The sequence below is a fragment of the Paenibacillus intestini genome, from assembly GCF_030803945.1.
GTDB lineage: Bacteria > Bacillota > Bacilli > Paenibacillales > Paenibacillaceae > Paenibacillus > Paenibacillus polysaccharolyticus.
In genome coordinates this window covers 1,132,077-1,152,938 of record NZ_JAURUN010000001.1, presented here as the reverse complement: position 1 = coordinate 1,152,938, position 20,862 = coordinate 1,132,077, and the positions used below count along the sequence as shown (strand labels likewise).

Sequence of the window (20,862 nt, the reverse complement as noted above, 5' to 3'; positions counted from 1 at the left end):
TAAATGATAAATATCTCCAAACAGCCAAGGACAAATGTCCTGAGTCTGAAATTTACAGCTTCTAGCGTACACTAGAGCTTCAGAATATTCCAGAAAGCAAGGGAAGAAGTAGCTATGGAAGGTAGGAAGGGGAGGAAGAAAGAAGTGGATTAACGATCCCAGGAACGCTATTCCACCAAACGAGGTCAAAACGCTGGATATGTGGAAAAATGGAGGAGATAGCTTCACTGAGGATCGTCAGGTTTATAAATGAGACAAGTTACGTAAAAAGGTATGTCAGCTGTAGTTCAATATGTTCTCCAACCTAGCCTAACGTTAAAACACCTTAAATACAGGCTGTTCCTTCACAAAAGTAATTTTGGTCTCTGGAAAAGACTCCTTCAGTCTGTCCGCCAAAAGCTTCATTCCCGGGGCCTCACTTTCGGCATGTCCAACCATGATGAGTGCTTTGGATTTACCTTGCTGTACAGCATCACGAACATATTCAGGCGTTTCCCATTCAAATCCTTCCCCTGCGATAATCAGATCCACCTGTTCATTCTGAAGAAGAGGTATCGTGACGGGTCCATTTCCACGAAATCCAACCAGAACGGCAGCGCGTCTGCAAACGATTTCAGAATTGCCCGCAATGCGGACATAGTCAATACCCAGACGTTGCTTTAAATGTTGAGCAATTTCCTGAACGGTCATTCCTTCTGGAAATGTAACTATATCCGACTCTGCCGTTCGCCCGCTCAGATATGTAATCCAGCCAAGCTCCTGAATGAGTCCATCTGTAATGCCATCTGGCTCGAAACGGTGGATTATATCATGGCAACGAAAAAGAGCAATGCCTGCTTGGTCGATCAATGTTCTTTTATCCGTATAAACGGAATTGTTCACAAGCCAGTCGGTCGCACTGTGATGATTATAAAATGGGGATTCATGGGCAATAATCAGATTAGCTCCGACCTGAATAGCCTGTTCAATGACCTGTTGTGTAGGCATAAAAGCAACTACAATGCCAGTCACAAACTGATTCGGTGAACCCGTGATCAGCTGATCCACTGTATTTTCCGGAAGTGTTATCCCCTCTGTGAGGTGCAGTATAATCTCTTGAACCGTGAGTTCCTTAGGTCCTGTCATATCTTTAATTTCCATTAGCTTCATTCCTCCAAAATAAGGATATAGTGTTAGTGTATCATCTTCATAGGTAAAAACCAGCTATACATACGATACTTCATTACCCTGAAAATGAACGATTTTCAGATAGACTCTACGGTGCTCTAGGCATGCTCAGGTCCGTGTCTACCCTATGTTTAACCCAGGCTTACAGCACATCCATCAATTCCGCAGTTAACCTAACAACGTAAGTTTACAACCAGCTCACAAGCCTCTTGAATTCATGTAGTTTTCTGATACGAGAAACCGTATACTTACATAGAGTCTTTTTTGAATCAGGTAAAATTTACTATATTCGCAATAGATTTTTACGCTAATCATAGCCTGGATTCACATCACGATACGAAAGGGGATAACGACATGACGGCAGTTAGTATTATGGAACGCCTGAAGAGTGAGACAGCACATTATCATAGACAAGTAGAACAGAACCCCTATGCGAAAGCAATTATGGATTCGATCATAACGATTGAACAATATAGAGTGTATTTGGAGAAATTCTACGGTTTCCTAAAACCTTTGGAGGATCAAGCGATAGCGCAGTCTTTTTGGGCGGAAACAGGATTGGATATCGATGTACGAGGCAAGGCTGGTTTATTAGAACAAGATCTGAGGGATCTTGGCTTAAGCGAGGAGCAGATCAAGCAGATTCCACAATGTAGCCACAAGGATTTACCCGACATTTCTACACCTGCACGACTGTTCGGATATCTCTATGTCATTGAGGGCTCAACGAACGGGGGTCAGATCATGACCAAACGTTTGTCACAATTTTTGCCTATAGAAGCAGATCGTGGACTGCAATATTTCAACGCATACGGCACACAGACACGCACGAGATGGAGCGAGTTTGTGGAATTGTTACAACAATCGATTCAGACATCCGAGGATGAAGACAGCGTTTTGTATACGGCTTCGGAGACATTCAGGCTACTGGATCAGTGGATTAATACGTAAGAATTACGCCAAAAACACCCGATTAGCTACCCGACGTAAGTTCTGTAACAATGAAACAACACATGCTGAGAGGGGATATTCAAGTTCATGGCTGAACCTAGGTCGAGGCAAGAAATGAGTCTGCTTAACCGCACCTTACTCCCGCAAGGGACATATACCAATGATCCGATCGACCTGAATAACTGCGATAAGGAGCCTATTCATATTCCTGGCTTTATCCAGCCACATGGCGTGCTTCTGGCTATCGATCCCAAAGGGACAGCAACCATTGTGCAGTGTAGCCAAAATACACAGGATCATCTGGGCATAGATTACTCAGATATTTTAGGTATGCCTCTAAGCGACTTGATCGCTGAAGAAGATGTAAACAAGCTCCTGAACAACCGCTCGAACGCAGCTGTAACGTCAGACTTGCATTATATGGATCTGATTATAGAAGTGGCAGGGGAAGAGAAAGTTTTTTCAACGGTCCTGCATGAGAGCGAAGGTCTGTTAATTCTTGAAATCGAGCCTTATTATGAAAAAGAAAACATCGAATCGAACGATTTTGAATGGATATCCCGTTTCTTCGGAAGAATCAAAAGCACGGACAGCCGCGTGGATGCGAGCCAGATTGCGGCTGAACAAGTCAAAGAAATGCTTGGATATGACAGAGTCATGATCTATGAATTTGACGAGCAATGGAACGGCAAAGTGATTGCGGAAGCGCGCGAACCGGAACTCGAACCATTTCTAGGGCATCACTATCCGGCCTCGGACATTCCCAAGCAAGCAAGGGAACTGTATCTTCGTAACTGGCTACGTACCATTGTCAACGTGGATTATACGCCTGTTGAAATCGTACCAACGTTGCAGCCCCTTACAGGCAAACCTTTGAATTTAAGTCTGTCTGTGTTGCGGAGTGTATCTCCGCTTCATATTGAATATTTGCAAAATATGGGCGTGGGAGCTACCGTGACCATTTCGCTCATCCATGATAATCAACTCTGGGGACTCATTACGTGTCATCATTATTCTGCAAGATACGTCCCGCATCGTGTTCGTAATCTGTGTAACTTCCTGGGAGCCTTTTTCTCTAATGAATTGTTCCAGCGTCAACAGCTGGATGATTACCAGGCAGAGATCAACTCCCGTGAGGCTGCTACGCGGATCGTTAACATTTTCATCGGCAATACAAGCCCGGCGCGAGTGGTGGAAGAGCTGCAAGGAGAGCAGGAAACCATTCTTAGGTTAATGAATGCATCCGGTGCGGCAATTTGTTACCAGGACAAGTTGCTGTTATTCGGTGAGACTCCGACAAATGGACAGATTCGTGAATTGGCCGGATGGCTGGCTGGACAGGCAGAGGATCACAGCTATCACACGTCGAAGCTGAGTCTGGAATACGAGACAGCCAAGCGATATCAAGATGTAGCCTCCGGGGTTATTTATGTTGCCATCTCACCGGGTCACCACAACTATATGTTATGGTTCCGTCCCGAGGTAGTTCAGGTGGTCGAATGGGCTGGTGATCCGGCGAAAGCCGTGCTGAAGACGGATGATGGTGTACGTTTGTCTCCGCGGAAATCGTTTGAAAAATGGAGGGAGGTTGTGCAATCGACCTCCTATCCATGGACAACGAGAGAACTGAGCATATTACCTTTGCTAAAGTCTATTGTGCGTCGTCAGACGGAAAATCAGCTGGCTCAAGCGGAGGAGCACGCTTTTCAGAATGCCCGTATTTTGAAGCGAAACGAGCAACGTTATTTGCAATTGATGGACTTCTCGCCTGTTGCCTTTTTCACACTTACCGAAGGGCGGATTATTTACTGTAATAGGATGGCGGCCGAACTGTTTGGATATGAAAATACAGCCAGTCTGATCGGGAAGAGTTTTAACGATTTTTTGCCTGATAATACACGGGACATAATACGGCAAGACTTTGAAAAATTGCAGCTCGACATCACAAGTTTGATGAACAATCAGTTGTATTTTACAACAGCTTCTGGCATGTCTTCGCTCTTTGAGATTACAATGGCCTCCGTTGTTCATGCAGGCAAACCTTCCGTCATGTTGTTGCTTCGCAGCAGAACATCACAACAGGGGCAGGATGATTACAGCGATACAACAAACCAATTACGCAATTACCTGACCACCGATCCGTTAACCGATATGCCTGTTCAAACGGTGTTCAAGCAACAACTCGAAGGGGATTGGAAGGATTGCTTGCAGGATAACTGTAGTCTGGGGCTGCTGATCATTGATATTGACGATTTCCGTTCTTATAATACTGCGTATGGCCTGCAAGGTGGCGACCTGTGTTTACAGTGGATTGGAGAGGTGCTGACGGTGGTTAGTGAGCAGCATAATGCTCTCATTTCCCGCCAGCGCGGAGGTACGTTTATGTTGAAAATAAAAGACACAACGTCAGCGCATTTAATGGAACTGGCTGAGGAGATCAGGCAACATGTGCTTGCTCTGCATATCCAGCGAGAGCTCACGGGTCAGAGTGGTGTGGTTACAGTCAGCGTTGGCGGGGCGGTTCTGCTTCCTGATGAGAATACTGTCGCAAGTGATTTGATCGAGCTGGCTACTCAAGCCCTGTCTCAAGCCAAGGAAGAAGGCAAAAATCGTACGCGAGTGGTTTGAGTTGAACGGATAAGTCCGCACTGTGTATCAAAAAAAGAGATTCAATTACCTGTAAAATAGATAGGAAATACAAAATAGAGAAGAGGGCAGTGATGCCTTCTTTTTTGTGTGAAAAGAAAGTATGATTTTGCCGCCCATAGAAGCTGGACAAGTGTTATAATGTTGCGTATGGATACACGTGTTCGTATTTTGCCCTGAAAGAGGTGGATTCAATTCCATGAGAGATCATTCGGAACAGCTGGAATTCATGGAGATTGATCTAAGTGAAGATACAGAGACAACCTCGATTCGTATACCTGATCGTTCATCTATAGAGAACCAGACTCGTCAACCACACAAGTCGCAGGGAGCTGTATTGTCTTCGGAGAAGCGATTTGTGGAGGAAGCTAGACGCCTTGCAGAAGTTACGGGAGAAGAAACTTCACCTGTTCCATTTATGAGTTACTGGCCGACGTATGGGGTGATGAATGACGCACAGCTGAAATGGTATTTGTACTGGAGAACGCAGGTACGCCAGGAAAGATACCTGGATGTCGACCTGTCGTATCTGTTTGTTCATGTTTACGAGTTGATTAACGGGATCGGCTGGTTACATCCAGAGGATGGTTATCACCAATTAAAACAATTATGGTTGAATTACCGAGAGCGGCTTCCTCAGCTTCATGTTTATATGCAGGAGTGGATGGTCGATTACGTTCTGGTTCACGATCTTCATACATTGCTTCATGATGTGATGATGCTCTCGGGTGGTTATTTGCCAGCATCATTGATGGACAAGGAATTAGAACGGGTGTTACAGGATAATGTCGCTGAGGTAACGCTGGATATGCTGAAATGGTATTTTGACTATGATGTTACGCTAAATGCCTTTTACCGGGATGGCGGCAAAGAATTAATGGAACGATATGTGCCCAAAGTGATGGCTATGATGGATTCGTATTTGCAGCGAACGCAACAAAGAGGGCTGTTGCCTGAGCTTGAATCGAAAGCCGAGCAGACGGTTAAACGCACGCTGTTTCATAAAGCGGTATATGACGAGTCCATTTACGGCAGATTTGTTACGTTCACTCATGTTCCTCTCATATTGGAACGTGAATTTGTGGAGAGGTTAATCGGGATTTACCGCTGTACGGAAAATAAGCTGCGTGAACTGTTAGGCTTCCGGGGCCGTCTGCGAGGTAAAACGCTGGAGCCTGAGCTTGCCAGTGTGATTGAGCGTTATCTGGAAAGAGCGTTTGCCATGGAACAAGCTGAGGCTGTAACTGCGCCAGTCATTCAGATTGATACGGCCAAACTGGCTTCTTTGCAGAAGGATAGCGAATATGTGCGTAAGGCGTTGAGCATTGAAGATAGCGCAAATTCCGAATCGGATAATGCTAAATCTGACCTTGAAGAAAACGCAGACGAGAATGAAAGACACGGAATGGATGAGCCGCTTTTCCAAGAACAGCAAAGTGGTTCACTATCGATCCTAGACAACGGGAGTCAGCCATCCATGAGTTCGGATCGTTGGAATGAAGTGCTTATATGGGACGAAGCTGCGGAAGCCCATGTACCAGAGGAGTGGCGGGAATTTGCCGAGAGGTTGGATGCCCGGCATGTAAGAGCCATCCATGCTTTGCTTGGTGAACATCCGGATGGTGATTTGATGCGGCTTGCCGAAGAAACGGGAACGATGCCAGCTCTTTTGCTAGATGAAATGAACGATATCGCTATGGAAACCATCGGAGATCTGCTGGTGGATGGTGACCGAATCGTTGCTGATTATATTGATGTATTTGAACATGTGAAGAGGTGATTGACATGACTGAGCATACAGTGAATGAACATCAAAAGACAGAACATCAACCAAACCAGCTTAAGATTCCAAAACGTTTGACCACCGCACTTGTGAATTCATTAACGGCAGGCGTCGTGCCACGGATTGGACTGGAGCAAATTGCTGTAGGGCGAAAGCCGGAAGTGGAAGCGATCTTGCGAGACTTGGATAACATTGCTGAAGGCGGTGCAGCATTTAAACTGATTACTGGCCGTTATGGTAGCGGTAAAAGCTTTCTTTTGCAAATGATTCGAAATTATGCGATGGATCGTGAGTTTGTGGTTGCGGATGCGGATCTTTCTCCAGAGCGTAGACTTGTCGGCACAAAAGGGCAAGGTCTGGCAACTTATCGTGAGCTGATGACACGCTTGTCTACACGAACACGCCCGGATGGTGGGGCTTTGGAGCCTATTTTGCAAAAATGGATTGCAGGCTTGCAGCAAACAGCGATGACCCAGTTGAATATACGTCCAGATGATCCTGCGTTACCGCTGGAGGTAGAAAAACAGATTTACCTCGTGACGGGTGAAATGCAGAACTTGGTTCACGGTTTTGATTTTGCCAAAGTGCTGGCCTCTTACTGGAACGGTTACAAACTTGCTGATGATGACCTGAAACAGTCTGCACTCCGCTGGCTTCGGGGTGAATTCGCGACCAAAACGGAGGCGAAGAAAGAGCTTTCCGTGGGTGTCATTATCGATGATGATAACTGGTATGATTATTTCAAATTATGGTCTGAATTTACGGCACGTATCGGTTACAAAGGGCTGTTACTCTTTATCGACGAAGCTGTGAATCTGTATAAAATTACAAACAGCGTTTCGCGTCAAAGCAACTACGAGAAGTTACTAACGATGTTTAATGATACGATGCAGGGGAAAGCCGAGCATCTGGGCATTTTTGTGGGGGGAACCCCTCAATTTGTGGAGGATGAACGCCGTGGTTTGTACAGCTATGAAGCGCTTCGATCCAGACTTATTGACGGTCGTTATGCCGCAAGTGCGTATGCGAATTATACGGGCCCCATTATCAAACTCGCGATGTTGTCGCATGAAGAAATTTTGATTTTGCTACAAAAGCTACGCCAGATTCATGCCCTTCATTTTGCATATACCGCTAGCTTGAGCGATGAACAATTAGTAGGTTTTATGCAAATGGCTGTGAATCGTTTGGGTGCGGATGAACTTTTGACAACACGAGAAGTGGTGCGTGACTTTATGGATGTGTTGCATACGCTACATCAGAATCCTGATGTGACTTACGAGCAGTTACTTGGTGAGCGTGCGGCTCTTTCCGATGGTTTGGCTCGTGGAGCCAAGGGTTCCCAAAAGGAATCCGATGAGCTTGATGATTTTCTTGCGGAGTTCGAACTATGAGTGAGAACCCAAATCCATTTTATAGACTGGCTCCGTTTGTGCAGGAATTTATTTATAAAAAAAGATGGGAATCGCTACGTCCTGCGCAGATTGAAGCGTGTAACATTTGTTTTCACACTCCGCACCACATGCTGATTGCGGCGGGGACGGCTTCCGGCAAGACGGAGGCCGCTTTTTTTCCAGCGTTGACTGAGCTTTATGATCAGCCTTCCAAGTCGGTGGGTATTCTGTATATTGGCCCTTTAAAAGCATTGATTAACGACCAGTTCGAACGACTCAAAGACTTGCTCACGGAAGGCAATATTCCTGTCTGGCACTGGCATGGGGATGTGCCGCAGGCTGAGAAAACCAAGCTGATGAAAAATCCGTCAGGTGTGCTGCAGATTACGCCCGAATCGCTGGAAGGGCTGTTGATGAATCGACCGAATGCGATTCCTGCGCTTTTTCATGATCTGCGCTATATCATTATCGATGAAGTGCATGCGTTTATGGGAGCGGATCGGGGCATTCAGGTGTTAAGCCAGCTGGCTCGAATTGAACGCATGGCTGGCTGTGCTCCTAGAAGAGTTGGATTATCCGCTACACTTAGCGATTATGAAGCAGCGACAGCTTGGCTTGCAGCAGGAACACGGCAAGGAGTCGATGTCGTATCCTCCCCGGGCGGACGTAAGCTGCGGCTCAGGGTGGAGCATTTTTCATTTCCGGATGCACAGAACGAAGAGCAGGCTGAGCAGCTTCATCATGCGCGTAAAGCCTATTACGACTTCATTTATGAGAGCACACATCGCAAAAAGGCTCTGATTTTCACCAACAGCCGCACGGATGCGGAAGTCACGATTCTGGAGATGCGCCGTGTTGCAGCACGTAGAGAAGAACGGGATGTGTTCCATGTGCATCATGGAAGTATATCGGCCATGCTGAGAGAAGAAACCGAAGCGGCTTTGCGGACAGGTCCGGGTCCGGCTGTCGCTGCTGCGACGGTTACGCTGGAACTTGGCATTGATCTGGGAGAATTGGAGCGTGTCGTTCAGCTTGGGGCACCTTATAGTGCTTCGAGTTTCGTTCAGCGGCTGGGTCGCTCGGGTAGGCGTGATGATATGGCATCGGAGATGCTTTTTGTATGCCCGGAGGAAGAAGACGAGGAAGCACAGCTGCCGGCCCGTATGCCATGGACATTAATGCGTGCAATAGCGGTGATTGAGCTGTACGTTAAAACCAAATGGGTAGAGCCACTTGAAGCTCGGAAAATGCCTATTGGGGTTCTTTATCACCAGACGATGAGCATGTTGAAAAGTATGGGGGAGGCTGAACCAAGAGAGCTTGCAGCCGCAATCCTCTCCTTGGCGCCTTTTTCAGAGATTACACCGGATCAATATCAAACGTTCCTGAATTACCTGATCGCGACGGATCATCTGCAATGGACGGAAGAACAGACGCTGATTATCGGACTCACGGGTGAAAAGATTGTAAACAACTACCGCTTCTATGCCGTGTTCAAGGACGATGAAGAGCATAAAGTGCTGAGCGGCTCGGAAGAGATCGGGTCAATCACGACCGTGCCGCCGCCCGGTTATTGTTTCTCTCTGGCAGGCAAGCTGTGGAAGGTAGAAGAAGTGGATCACAAGCATAAGGCCGTGTACGTGAAGTCCGCGAAAGGCAAAGTCGATACACTGTGGCTTGGTGCAGGAGGAGATATTCATACGGCGGTTGTACAAAAAATGCGCGAGGTGCTGTCCGAATCCGTGATCTACCCGTATCTGTCTCCACAAGCGGTGAACCGCTTGGAGCGTGCACGTCGCTTGGCTCGCGAGAGCGGATTGCTCAAACAGGTTGTCATTCCGGCAGGCGGGGATTCCATGTATGTGTTGCCTTGGGTGGGTAGCAAATCGTTTCGCACGCTGGAGCGTTTGATGAAACATAATTTGTCTGAAAGGCTCGCTTTGCGTTCCGTTGTGCCAATGGAACCATACTATTTTGTAGTATCAGGCAAAGTGGACGAACGAACCTTGTTAGCCGAGATGATGAGTGAGTGTCGAACGGCCCAGGATGCATCTGATCTGCTTGCTGAGGATGAAGCACCGTATCTTGGCAAATATGATGAGTTTATTGCACCTCCCTTGATTCGTGAAGCTTTTGCAGTAGATGGTCTGGATCTCGAAGGATTGAAATCAGGATTGCAAAAGACGCTGGAGTGGGACAGCTAGAGGAGACATTGGAGTGAACAAATGAGAGTGGCCATGTTAAGCTTTCATTTTTTAACGTTTAAAATTGAAAAGAAATGGGTTGACACCACTTGACCTCCCATGTAATATATGAAAAGTCGTCACACATGAGCGATATTTAAATTGCATACTTCATTTCGTATAACCTCGCAGGCCGAAAGTGTACACAGGGCGAGGGTCTCTACGGGAAGCCTATACTTCCTAACTACGAAGCAAAGGAATCAACACATTCCTTGCTCGGAGTTAGGATTTTTTGCATTTAATACGTGGTTGTGACCTTACATGAACCCGGACACGGGGCGCATTATTGAATCATCGGGAGGTTAATTACACATGAAATATTATTTGTCAGTCCTTGCAGGCGCGATGAGTTATGGTATTCTGTCCACCATTGTTGTACTGGCGTATGGCCAGGGATATCAACTTGGTGAGGTTGTGGGAACACAGCTGATTACCGGTTTCATCTTGTCGTGGATGCTGGCTTTATACACGCGTTTTAGAGCTAAACGCAAAGCACTGGCTGGTGGCCAAGTAAAGGTTACATCGGCTAGTCCTTCAAACGTCTTCATACGTTTAACTTGGAAACAGCGTTTGATGCTGATGGCGGCTGGAACGCCAACGGTAATTACCGGACTCGTGTATTATCAATCATTACGTTATATTCCGGCATCGCTTGCAATCATCCTGCTCTTCCAATTTACATGGATCAGTGTGCTGATTCAGGCGATTAGCAAACGTCAGCGTCCAGACAAAATCACGTTCCTGACCCTCTTTATTCTGTTTGGGGGAACCTTGCTGGCAGCAGGTTTTCTGGAACAGGGCATTAGTAATGTAAGTGGGATCGGGATTGCGCTCGGATTAATGGCAGCAGTTAGCTACTCCTTGTTTGTACTATTCAGCGGTAAAGCAGTTCCTTCTGCACACCCGGCATTTCGGAGTGCTTGGATGGTTACAGGCGGATTGATTTTGCTTTGCATTTTATTCCCGCCGACGTTCCTCTTTAACGGTCTAATCTGGAGTCAACTGCTTGTGTTTGGATTGTTACTTGGATTCTTTGGAGCTTTTATCCCGCCAGTGCTGTTCGCCATCGGCGTACCTCATATTGGTGGAGATATGGCGGGGATTCTGGGTGCGGTCGAACTTCCGGTTGCCGTCTTATTATCCTCCATCGTACTACATGAGCATGTTAGCGCTCTACAATGGTTCGGTGTCGTTATCGTACTGATTGGTGTGGCTCTGCCAGAATTGTATAAAATGAGGGCACGGCGAAGTCGGAGCACACCTGTATATTCCGGATAGCCCAGAGGGGTCATTTTCATTAAGTGCATAATGGGGTATGCTTGTAGAGTACATCCATCCACTTACGAATGAAGATGGGACAACGGAATAAGGAGTGTGTATATGAATAGCTGGTTTAAAAAAGCGTGGCCGTTCTTAACTCTGGGCGTGGCTGTAGTTGCTCTGCTCGGTGGATTTTTTGTATATTTCATGGGTAAGGACGTATCCCCGGGATCAGGCGGTTCAGTAACAGCAAAGATCGAGACACCGGAGGATTTGAAAGGATATGAGGTCATTAATGTGAACGTGAGCAACGATGGATTTGAGCCGAATGTCATTGAGGTGAAATCTGGAGTGCCTACGAAAATTAATTTTATCCTGACCCGAAGCGTGACACACGTCAAATCTGTCGCTGCAGAGAAGTTAGGCATGGATCTTTATATGCAAAAGGGAGATAACTACTACACGGTTGATCAGAACGTCGCTCCAGGGGAATACGAGCTTCACTGCGGGATGTACATGATCTATGGTACGATTAAGGTTATTTAAAGAGTCAGCGTAACGGATAGGGAATGTACGCCAGATATCATTAGTTCAACTCATACAGAGGAGCAGAGTTTGGGCAACCGGACTTTGCTCCTTTTTCACCTGCATGATATCATGAACGGGGAACATAATCGATCTGGAGGTGTTGCAATGAAAGCGCTATTTATCGGAGGAACAGGCACTATAAGTACAGCGATTACCGACATGCTTGCCAAGCAAGGCTGTGAATTGTATTTGATGAATCGCGGGAATCATAATGACAATTTGCCTGCGGGAGTCAAGGTTCTTCAAGCCGACATTAATGACGAAAAGCGGGTAGCCGATCTGATTGCCGATTTACAATTTGATGTCGTTGCGGACTTTATTGCTTTTGTACCCGCTCAGCTGGAGAGAGATTATCGTTTGTTTCAAGGCAAGACCAAGCAGTTCATCTTTATAAGCTCCGCATCGGCCTATCAAACGCCGCTGTCGGATTACAGAATTACCGAAGGAACGCCATTATCCAATCCATTCTGGGAATACTCCCGAAATAAAATTGCGTGTGAAGACTACCTGATGAAATTATATCGGGATGAAGGTTTTCCCGTGACCATAGTTCGTCCAAGCCATACTTACGGGGATAAGTCCGTACCGCTTGGTGTACATGGCGAGAAGGGAAGCTGGCAGGTTCTGAAGCGTATGCTTGAAAATAAACCAGTGATCATTCACGGTGACGGCACTTCGTTATGGACGATTACACACAACACCGATTTTGCCAAAGGCTTTATCGGCTTAATGGGCAATATCCACGCCATCGGAGAGGCTGTACATATCACTTCGGATGAGTCTGTCACATGGAACCAGATTCATGAAATCATTGCTGATGTGCTCGGGGTCAAGTTACATGCAGTTCATGTGCCATCGGATTTTTTGGCGGCTAGCAGTAATTTGGATTTCAGGGGTGGTTTGCTTGGAGATAAGGCCAACACGGTTGTTTTTGACAACAGCAAACTGAAACGACTGGTTCCTGAATTTGTAGCTACAACAAGGGCTGACCAGGGCATTCGCAGCACGATTGAGCATATTCTGGAGCACCCGGAATTACAGATGGAGGACCCTGAGTTTGATCAATGGTGTGACCTTGTTGTTAGCACATTGGACGAGGCGTTGCTGAAAATCAGAGATGGAAAGTAAAACTAGATAGAGAATAACTTTTTATATACGTCCCCATTCCAGGTATTTACATTCGATTTCCGAATCGTTATAATCAATAAAAAATAACACTTTAGGGGAGGCACCCCAACTCAGGACATTGTTCCTTGGTTGGGGTGCCTCCTTTTTTTTGTGTGCATAAAAAGGAGAGCAAGGTATTGAAAAACTCAAGAAAACGGTTGAAAAAGCAAGCGGAGCAAATGTCTAAAGTGATGCTAGCGTTTGCATTATTGTCGCCTCAGTCATTAATACCTGAATGGAGCCAAGCGGGCACGGCAATGGCAGCAACGGTAGAGAATATTGGGGTGGTATCCGATACATCCTCATTAAAGGCGGTACAATCCTCCAAAGTGAAAGTGGAGATGAACAGTGATGGAAAATACCGAATCGTATTACTACCAAGTACGAACGTTTTTTACGGAGGTGACACCGGTAATGTATCGACGATTATTGACCATCATGGCACAGCAATCAATTTCAAATCATTGCCGCTGAATTATTATCGAATTAACAACAATGTCATCGAGATGTCCAGACAAAAAGACAATGTAGAGTATATTTTGCGAGTCTCCATCGTAAATGCGACATCTCAAGGCGGATATATGAAGGTGGAACTGGAAGCGATAAATCGAAGCGGCTCAGCGCTGAATCTTGGGGGGACTTTTTATTGGGATACGATGGTGAACGGCAACGATGCTTCTCCTTTTGAAGTCATTCAGAACGGGTGGCGCAATTATAGCGGAGGCGTACAGGTGACGGCTTTTTATGCCAACACGTACAACGTCGTTAATGCTGATCGTGTATTCATGGGACAATATCAAAGCCCGGATAGTGCCCAGTTGACAGGGGGCTCAGCTCCATCAGCCTATACACCTGGACAGATCGTGAATGCGAGTGATACTGCAGCTCAGTTCTGGTGGGATGCGAGATCAACGGCTAATCAGGGATCACGGAAATTTTCAACCATTGTAGGCATTGGGCCACAAAACGTTCCGCCTTCTTTTACATTAACAGCACCTGCATCAGGTCAAACGTATTACAAAGGGGAACAGTTGCAGATTTCAGGTACAACACGGGATAACGACGTAGGCGATCTGTTAACGGTCAAGTGGTCCATTGATGGCGGGCCTGAGAATGTTCTGACGCAAATAACGGCAACAGGTTCGAACCAGGCTTTTAACACCAGCTATACCTTGCCTGATACATTGCCGGACGGATCTCATTACTTGCAAGTATGGGTTATGGACGATAAGGGCGGAGTATCCTCCGCGGGAACAGTTAACTTCTTGGTCAGAAGTTTTGTCGTACCCGGAACTCCGACGTATACCCTGGTGAATAATAATAATCTGACGGTGAACTGGGATAAAAGAGTAAATGATGCTTCTGTAACGTATGAACTGAAAAATATGACAACGAATCAGACCTACGATACAGGCACATCCAACACGAGACAGCTGACGGGTCTAACACCCAATACAAGTTATTCGTTTGCCGTACGCGCGAAAAATTCAAGCGGTGCTTATACGGGCTATTCAGCTACATCCTCCAAATACACACTTGCGAATCCACCTGCGGATGTTGCTGCTTCACAAATCGGAAATAACGTAACAGCCAGCTGGACCACAAACGGTAATCCTGTCGGTACCAGATACAAAACGGAAATCCGCAATGTGAATGGACAAGTGCTTCAATCATCAACGACAACTTCTACCTCGATGACTACAGCCTTAACAGGACTGGAGGATGGACGTTATGAACTGCATGTAGCAGCTTTGAATGCTGAAGGTATTCAGACAGCCTTTGTCTTGGCAGGGCAGATTATGAAAGATACAACCGGACCTTCTGCTCCTTCCATTACCCTCACCCCTTCAACGTGGACAAAAGAAGAGGTTCTTGTCACGGTTGAAGCGGGGACGGATCAATGGAGTGGAACACAGAAGACGGAAGTGAAGATTGGCCTCACTGGTGAATGGAGAGAATATACCGGGCCATTCACGATGAACGATGAGGGAAGTACAACAATCAAAGTACGGAGCGTGGATGCATTCGGGAACTTGGGTCAGGAAAGCCGTGTGACTGCACGAGTTGACCGGACGGCTCCAACCCCGCCGTTGATTTCCTTGAATCCAGCGGAATGGACGAAGGAATCGGTTGTCGTTACCTTGACGGAAGGTACGGATGATGCAAGTGGTATCGCCTTAACACAATATAAAGTTGGTGAGAGTGCGCAATGGATCGATTACAAAACACCGTTCATTCTGAAAGATGAGGGCGTAACCGAAATTTACGCACGTAGTTTAGATCGGGCGTCGAACGTAAGTGCAGTGACGTCAACCGTTGCCCGAATTGACAAAACAGCACCTGAACAACCTGTGATCCAATTAAGTGAAGCCGACTGGACGAGAGAGGATGTATCTTTTGTCATTACAAGTGGTACAGATGAAGGAAGCGGGACAAGCAAAACGCAGTATCAGTTAACAGAGCATGGGCCTTGGTTAGATTATTTAGGTGAGGTCACGATTAAAGATGAAGGTGAAACCGTAGTTTATGCTCGTACATTTGACCGCGTAGGCAATGTAAGTATGTTGGCGCAAGCCACGGCTCGGATCGACAAGACGGCTCCGACAGAACCGGAGATCTCGTTGAGCCAAACCGGCTGGAGTAAAGAAGCTGTACAGTTTACGATCGCTGGAAGTGTGGATGATCGAGAAATTACATATGAATATCGATTGGAAAATGAGCCATATACGACCGGAAATAAAGGTACGGTCAATACCGATGGAGCAACTGTAATCTATGCTCGGGCCAAAGATGCAGTCGGTAATGTGAGCAGAGAAGTCAGCAGGACGGTGTATGTGGATAAAACTCTACCGAATATTAGCTTTACTCCTGAGGGAGCGGCTTGGACAGATGAAAATATAACGGCTACCGTACAATTCGCAGACAGCCATTCTGGCATAGATGGAACACAACGTTTCTATCAGATCACAGCTCAGGCAGAAGCTCAAGGAGACTGGCTGGAGGCTGAATCCGATCAGCAGAGCATATCCATATCGTCTGAAGGTACTTGGTATCTCCACGCCAAGGCCGCTGACAGAGCAGGCAATACCGTTCAGGTGACATCTTCTCCTTATCGAATTCAACGGAAGCCTAATCAACCAACTCAAGTCCAGTGGAGTGCGGTTGGTGAAACATCGGTAACATTAACAGCTGATTTACCTTCAGGTGAAACTTACACTTCAGGTTACCAATATGAAATCAAAAATAGAACGACCGGGCAATCCTGGACACTGCAATATCCGAACAATAGTCTAGTTAATGACACATTGAGCGGAGGGCGAGTTTATGAGTATGAAGTGAGAGCAAGAAATCATACGGGTGTAAGTGAGCCGGCGATTGTGAGTGTTTTAACTTTACCGCCATCTCCAACTGAGGTGCGCATACAAAAAGTGGACGCAGAGCCAAGTCTGGCTAAAGTAGACTTTGATCACGTACAAGGAGCCACAGCATATCGGGTGACGGCTACGGATTCTAACGGAAGAATCGTTTTTGAAGAAACCATCTCTGATCCGGAAAGTCTTCCTTACATTAGCAATCTTGCTCCCGGAATGGTTCATACGATATCTGTTACGCCTATGAATGCGAGTGGTGCTGGTGCAAGTTGTGTAGCCGCATTTATGAGTCTACCTGCCGCTCCGGGTGAGTTCGCTGCAGTGCAGATTCGTGAGCATGATATCTCCATGACGTGGGAGACCGTAACATCGGCTACGTATTATGCACTTGCACGTAACGGGGATATGATCTACGAGGGAGGGGGACTCTCCTACAAAGATGCTGGACTTGAAAGTGGAACAGATTACAGTTATACCGTTGTTGCAGAAAATGAAACAGGCTCAGGTCCTTATGCGAGTTTACCATTGCTAAGAACGTTGCCTGCGCAGGTGACGGGTTTACACGTCACGGATGCCTCGCACTCAAGTTTGCATCTGAACTGGGAAACCGTTCGTGGAGCAGAAGCTTATGAGGTATGGAGTAATGGAGAGAAAGTGGGCGAGATTACAGCTGACAAGAATGCATGGACACTGACGAATCTGAATCCGGGATCGGCGTACCAACTGCAAGTTCGGGCGGTAAACAGAGCTGGGCATGGAATGAGTAGTTCAATAACGGGACTAACTATTCCCAAAAGTCCAATAGGACTTCACGTTGTAAGGGCTACGGAACAGGGAGCGACGTTGAGTTGGGAAGCTGTGGCTGGAGCAGACAAATACCGCGTGACCATTGATGGGCAAACATACGAGATGTCGGGTACAGAGCTGACTGTTAAGAACCTGTCAGGTAGCAATCTGTATACGTATGAAGTGCAAGCAGGGAATGCTGCGGGGTATAGTGAGGGCGTAACGAGCACTGTTCTGACGCTGCCAAGGAGGCCGGAAGGATTACAGGTCAGCTTAACGGAAGAAACGCAGATCGGTATTCGCTGGCAAGCTGTTCCTACAGCGGAGATGTATATCGTTATGATTAATGGTGCAGAGACAGGCAGAACGTCCGATCTCGAATATAGGGCGGAGGGATTGTTACCCGGCCAAGAATACACGTTGCAGGTGCAAGCGGTAAACGCAGCGGGTGCTGGTGCACAAGCAGAGCTTGTGCGATTGTCCAAACCACGTCGTCCAACGAACATTACGATGCAACCAGATGTACATGTCACCCGCTTGTCATGGTCTGCCGTTCCGGGAGCTTCTGAATATGTCATATTGCAAGAGGATAAAGAAGTATACAGAGGCATGGATACAGATGCCGTAATTACAGGGCTTGAAGCTGGGCGATGGCATCATTATAGGCTATTCGCGGTCAACAGGCAGTCCTCCCGTTCTGAAGCAGCAGAAGTATCGTTTCTGACATTGCCTATTAAACCGGAGAAGGTGGATGTACGTGACGTAACCGAGAATGGGCTTTCACTCGATTTTACTCATACGGGTGTACGTGGAGCTGATCAATATATCATTGAACGTAATGGGCGAGAAGTGGCTCGTATGGAAGCAAGCGAAACTCAGTTTGTAGAAGAACATTTGAAACCGGGCACAATGTACACTTACGTTATCCGTGCAGTGAATGCAAGCGGTACCGGTGCACCGTTGACGATCAGAACGATGACACAAACGCTACCGCTCACAACAGACACGATTGAAGTGATTTCAGGAACCTATTCACAAGACATAAGCTGGGAAGCGGTCACTGGGGCTGTTGCCTATGAAATTCGAAACCAGGCCACAGGTGAGGTCACAAGTGTATCTGATCCTCATGCACATCTCGTGAGTATGGAGGACGGCACGTTGTATCGATTAGAAATTGTGGCTGTAAATGAGCAGGGACAGCGCTCCAAACCTGTTCAGATTGAAACGTTAACGAAGCCTTTAGCGCCGCAGACTGCCAGTGTAGAGCAGTTCACAGATCGGTCAGTCAAGCTGGATTTATCAGAAATTTTTGTTCGAGGTGTGGAGCAATTTATCATTCGGCGGGATGGTGTCGAGATTGCCAGAATTTCTGCAAATCAGACAGATCAGAAGCAGTTTGAAGACAGTGGGCTCGTCCCTGGAGAGCACTATACTTATTCCATTCATACATTTAATACATCGGGTGAGAGTGAAACCGGATTTAACCTTGATGTGAGAACCTTGCCAGCAACGGTGGATGAAGTGTTGAGTGCACAAGAGATTGGGGAAGAAGATGCAGTACTGGTCTGGCCTAAGATACAGGGGGCAGAAGGCTACATTGTTCGCATTAATAATGAGGAAGTTACTAGATTAGATGACGCGAACACGACTGAGTTCAGGTTAACGAATTTGAGTAGTGCGGACGTGTACGACAAAATTAAAGTCATTCCGATCAACTCGGCAGGAGAAGGCGCCGCAATTGTGGTTGCCCCTTTTTATACATTGCCTCGCATTGATTCGCTCGATATGAGAGTCTTTCCAGAATCTGATCATATCAAACTGGAGTGGGACTTTTCCTATCCTAACGAAACGTTTGTGATTGTATTGGATGGTGTGGAGCGATATCGGGGACGGAATCAAGAATATGTAGTTGATGGACTGGACGCGGGCAAACAATATCAGCTTGAGGTATACACGGAAAATGGTGAGCAGACTGCATCGGACAAAAGAAGCTATTCCTTCTTAACCAAGCCGGGTTCCCCGATAAAAGTTGCATATAAAGCCACCAAGGATCAAGTACATCTTCTATTGGAAGAAACACGTGCGGCTGGTGCCGAGCAGTTTTCAATTGAAAGGAATGGTCTGGAGATTGCCCGTATTAGCGCTAAGGAGACAAGGTATGAAGATACGGATCTTGAGCGCGGAACACGATACAACTATGTTATTCGAGCGATCAACGCTTCGGGCACAAGTGATGACGGATTTATGCTGCAAGCTGTGACTTTACCTGGTAAGTTAAATGTACCGCCAATTGTGCAGGACCGTTCCGTATCTGGTGCGACGCTCGTTTGGGAACTTGTACCCGGTGCAGAGGGTTATCGGATTTATCAAAATAAAGAAGTAGTCGGAACAACAGCTGAAACGTCACTTCAAATCTCCGGATTGAATAGTGCTGCAAAATATGATGATTTTAGTATTATTCCTTATAATGAGGCCGGTGAAGGTGAAGGCATGAAGGTGCGGGAATTTGAAACGTTACCCTCGTTGCTTGAATCGATTACAACCACCGCAAAAGGGCCTGATCATATCCTGCTTACGTGGAGATTGGAAACCCAAAATGAGATTGTTGTAATTGCTTATAAGGATCAGGAGATTTATCGCGGTCAAGAGCGAGAATATGTCTGGAAAGGCTTAGATGCAGAACGTCATTATGAGATTTCAGCGTGGACAGAAAATACGGCTGGTGAGGCAAGTGAGAAGAAAAGCGCAGCAGCAGTAACCATTTCGGTTCCAGTAGTTTCATCGAACGGTGGAAGTGCAGGAAATAACACCAATACAACTAATTCAAAAGATCAGGATGAAAATTCCAAGAACAAGGATGAGGAACAAAATAAGGATACAACGAATACTCAGTCTGGAGGAATAACAAGTCAGCGAGTTGCTTTTTTGGATATTGACCAAACCTTTAATAAAGACCAGATTACTTGGCTTGCTGAGCACAATATTATACAGGGGGTAAGCTCAACGCGTTACGAACCGCGTCGCCCCATTACTCGAGCAGAGTTTACAGCACTTATTGTGCGTTTAATGAGGCTGGATATCTCGTTGAAACCATCACATGTTTTTCAGGATGTGAATGACACGGATTGGTTTGCACCTGAGATCAACACAGCAGCCGAGCGTGATGTTGTACAAGGTATGGGGAATGGAAAATTTGCTCCACATGCTCTGGTGACTCGCGAGCAAGCCTCCAAAATTATAGCCAATGTGGTTCATCAGATTAGAAGCGAGCCGATCACCTCACATAAGACATTCACTGACCAGGTCGATGTCTCCAACTGGGCTAAGGAGGAGGTCGCGGAGTTAGCAGGTATTTATATGATTAACGGATACGAGGACGGCAGTTTCCGCCCATTACAAGCGTTGAGTAGAGCTGAAGCGGCCGCGTTAATATTCCGTTTGAATAAACTGATGCAGGTTATTGCCAGCGACGCAGATTCCCTTTGAATTGGTTTTAATGTTATGAT

The 20,862-nt window shown here is 46.5% G+C and carries 10 protein-coding genes and 1 riboswitch; of the genes, 9 read left to right on the top strand and 1 reads right to left on the bottom strand.

Annotated elements, in window-relative coordinates; translation table 11 throughout:
- Window positions 1-315 precede the first annotated feature (315 nt).
- The gene (locus J2T16_RS04855) at window positions 316-1,140 is read right to left on the bottom strand and encodes a Nif3-like dinuclear metal center hexameric protein (protein WP_260510859.1); all 825 of its coding nucleotides are present in this window, start codon (window positions 1,138-1,140) and stop codon (window positions 316-318) included.
- A gap of 381 nt (window positions 1,141-1,521) precedes the next feature.
- Between J2T16_RS04855 and J2T16_RS04850 the strand changes: the two genes are divergently transcribed.
- The 9 genes from J2T16_RS04850 (at window position 1,522) to J2T16_RS04810 (ending at window position 20,842) form a co-directional block, all read left to right on the top strand.
- On the top strand, window positions 1,522-2,118 hold the full coding sequence (locus J2T16_RS04850; protein WP_499017865.1) for a biliverdin-producing heme oxygenase: 597 nt from the start codon (window positions 1,522-1,524) through the stop codon (window positions 2,116-2,118).
- 87 nt (window positions 2,119-2,205) lie between these two features.
- The gene (locus J2T16_RS04845) at window positions 2,206-4,746 is read left to right on the top strand and encodes a diguanylate cyclase domain-containing protein (protein WP_499017864.1); all 2,541 of its coding nucleotides are present in this window, start codon (window positions 2,206-2,208) and stop codon (window positions 4,744-4,746) included.
- 217 nt (window positions 4,747-4,963) lie between these two features.
- Complete coding sequence (locus tag J2T16_RS04840; protein WP_499017863.1) at window positions 4,964-6,544, top strand: TerB N-terminal domain-containing protein; 1,581 nt, start codon at window positions 4,964-4,966, stop codon at window positions 6,542-6,544.
- Window positions 6,545-6,549: 5 nt separating this feature from the next.
- Entirely contained in the window at window positions 6,550-7,941 is a 1,392-nt protein-coding gene (locus tag J2T16_RS04835; RefSeq protein ID WP_499017862.1) for an ATP-binding protein, read from the top strand.
- Window positions 7,938-10,145 (top strand): DEAD/DEAH box helicase, encoded by a 2,208-nt coding sequence (locus tag J2T16_RS04830; RefSeq protein ID WP_154984156.1) that lies wholly within the window; start codon window positions 7,938-7,940, stop codon window positions 10,143-10,145. Before J2T16_RS04835 ends, J2T16_RS04830 begins: the two co-directional genes overlap by 4 nt.
- 135 nt (window positions 10,146-10,280) lie before the next feature.
- Window positions 10,281-10,391, top strand: a riboswitch (purine riboswitch).
- A gap of 105 nt (window positions 10,392-10,496) precedes the next feature.
- A complete protein-coding gene (locus J2T16_RS04825; RefSeq protein ID WP_499017861.1) occupies window positions 10,497-11,462 on the top strand; it encodes an EamA family transporter in 966 nt (321 codons plus the stop codon).
- A 102-nt stretch (window positions 11,463-11,564) separates the two neighbouring features.
- Complete coding sequence (locus tag J2T16_RS04820) at window positions 11,565-11,990, top strand: cupredoxin domain-containing protein (protein ID WP_154984154.1); 426 nt, start codon at window positions 11,565-11,567, stop codon at window positions 11,988-11,990.
- Window positions 11,991-12,137: 147 nt separating this feature from the next.
- Complete coding sequence (locus J2T16_RS04815; protein WP_154958717.1) at window positions 12,138-13,160, top strand: SDR family oxidoreductase; 1,023 nt, start codon at window positions 12,138-12,140, stop codon at window positions 13,158-13,160.
- A 176-nt stretch (window positions 13,161-13,336) separates the two neighbouring features.
- Complete coding sequence (locus tag J2T16_RS04810) at window positions 13,337-20,842, top strand: fibronectin type III domain-containing protein (RefSeq protein WP_499017859.1); 7,506 nt, start codon at window positions 13,337-13,339, stop codon at window positions 20,840-20,842.
- The last annotated feature ends 20 nt before the right edge of the window (window positions 20,843-20,862 follow it).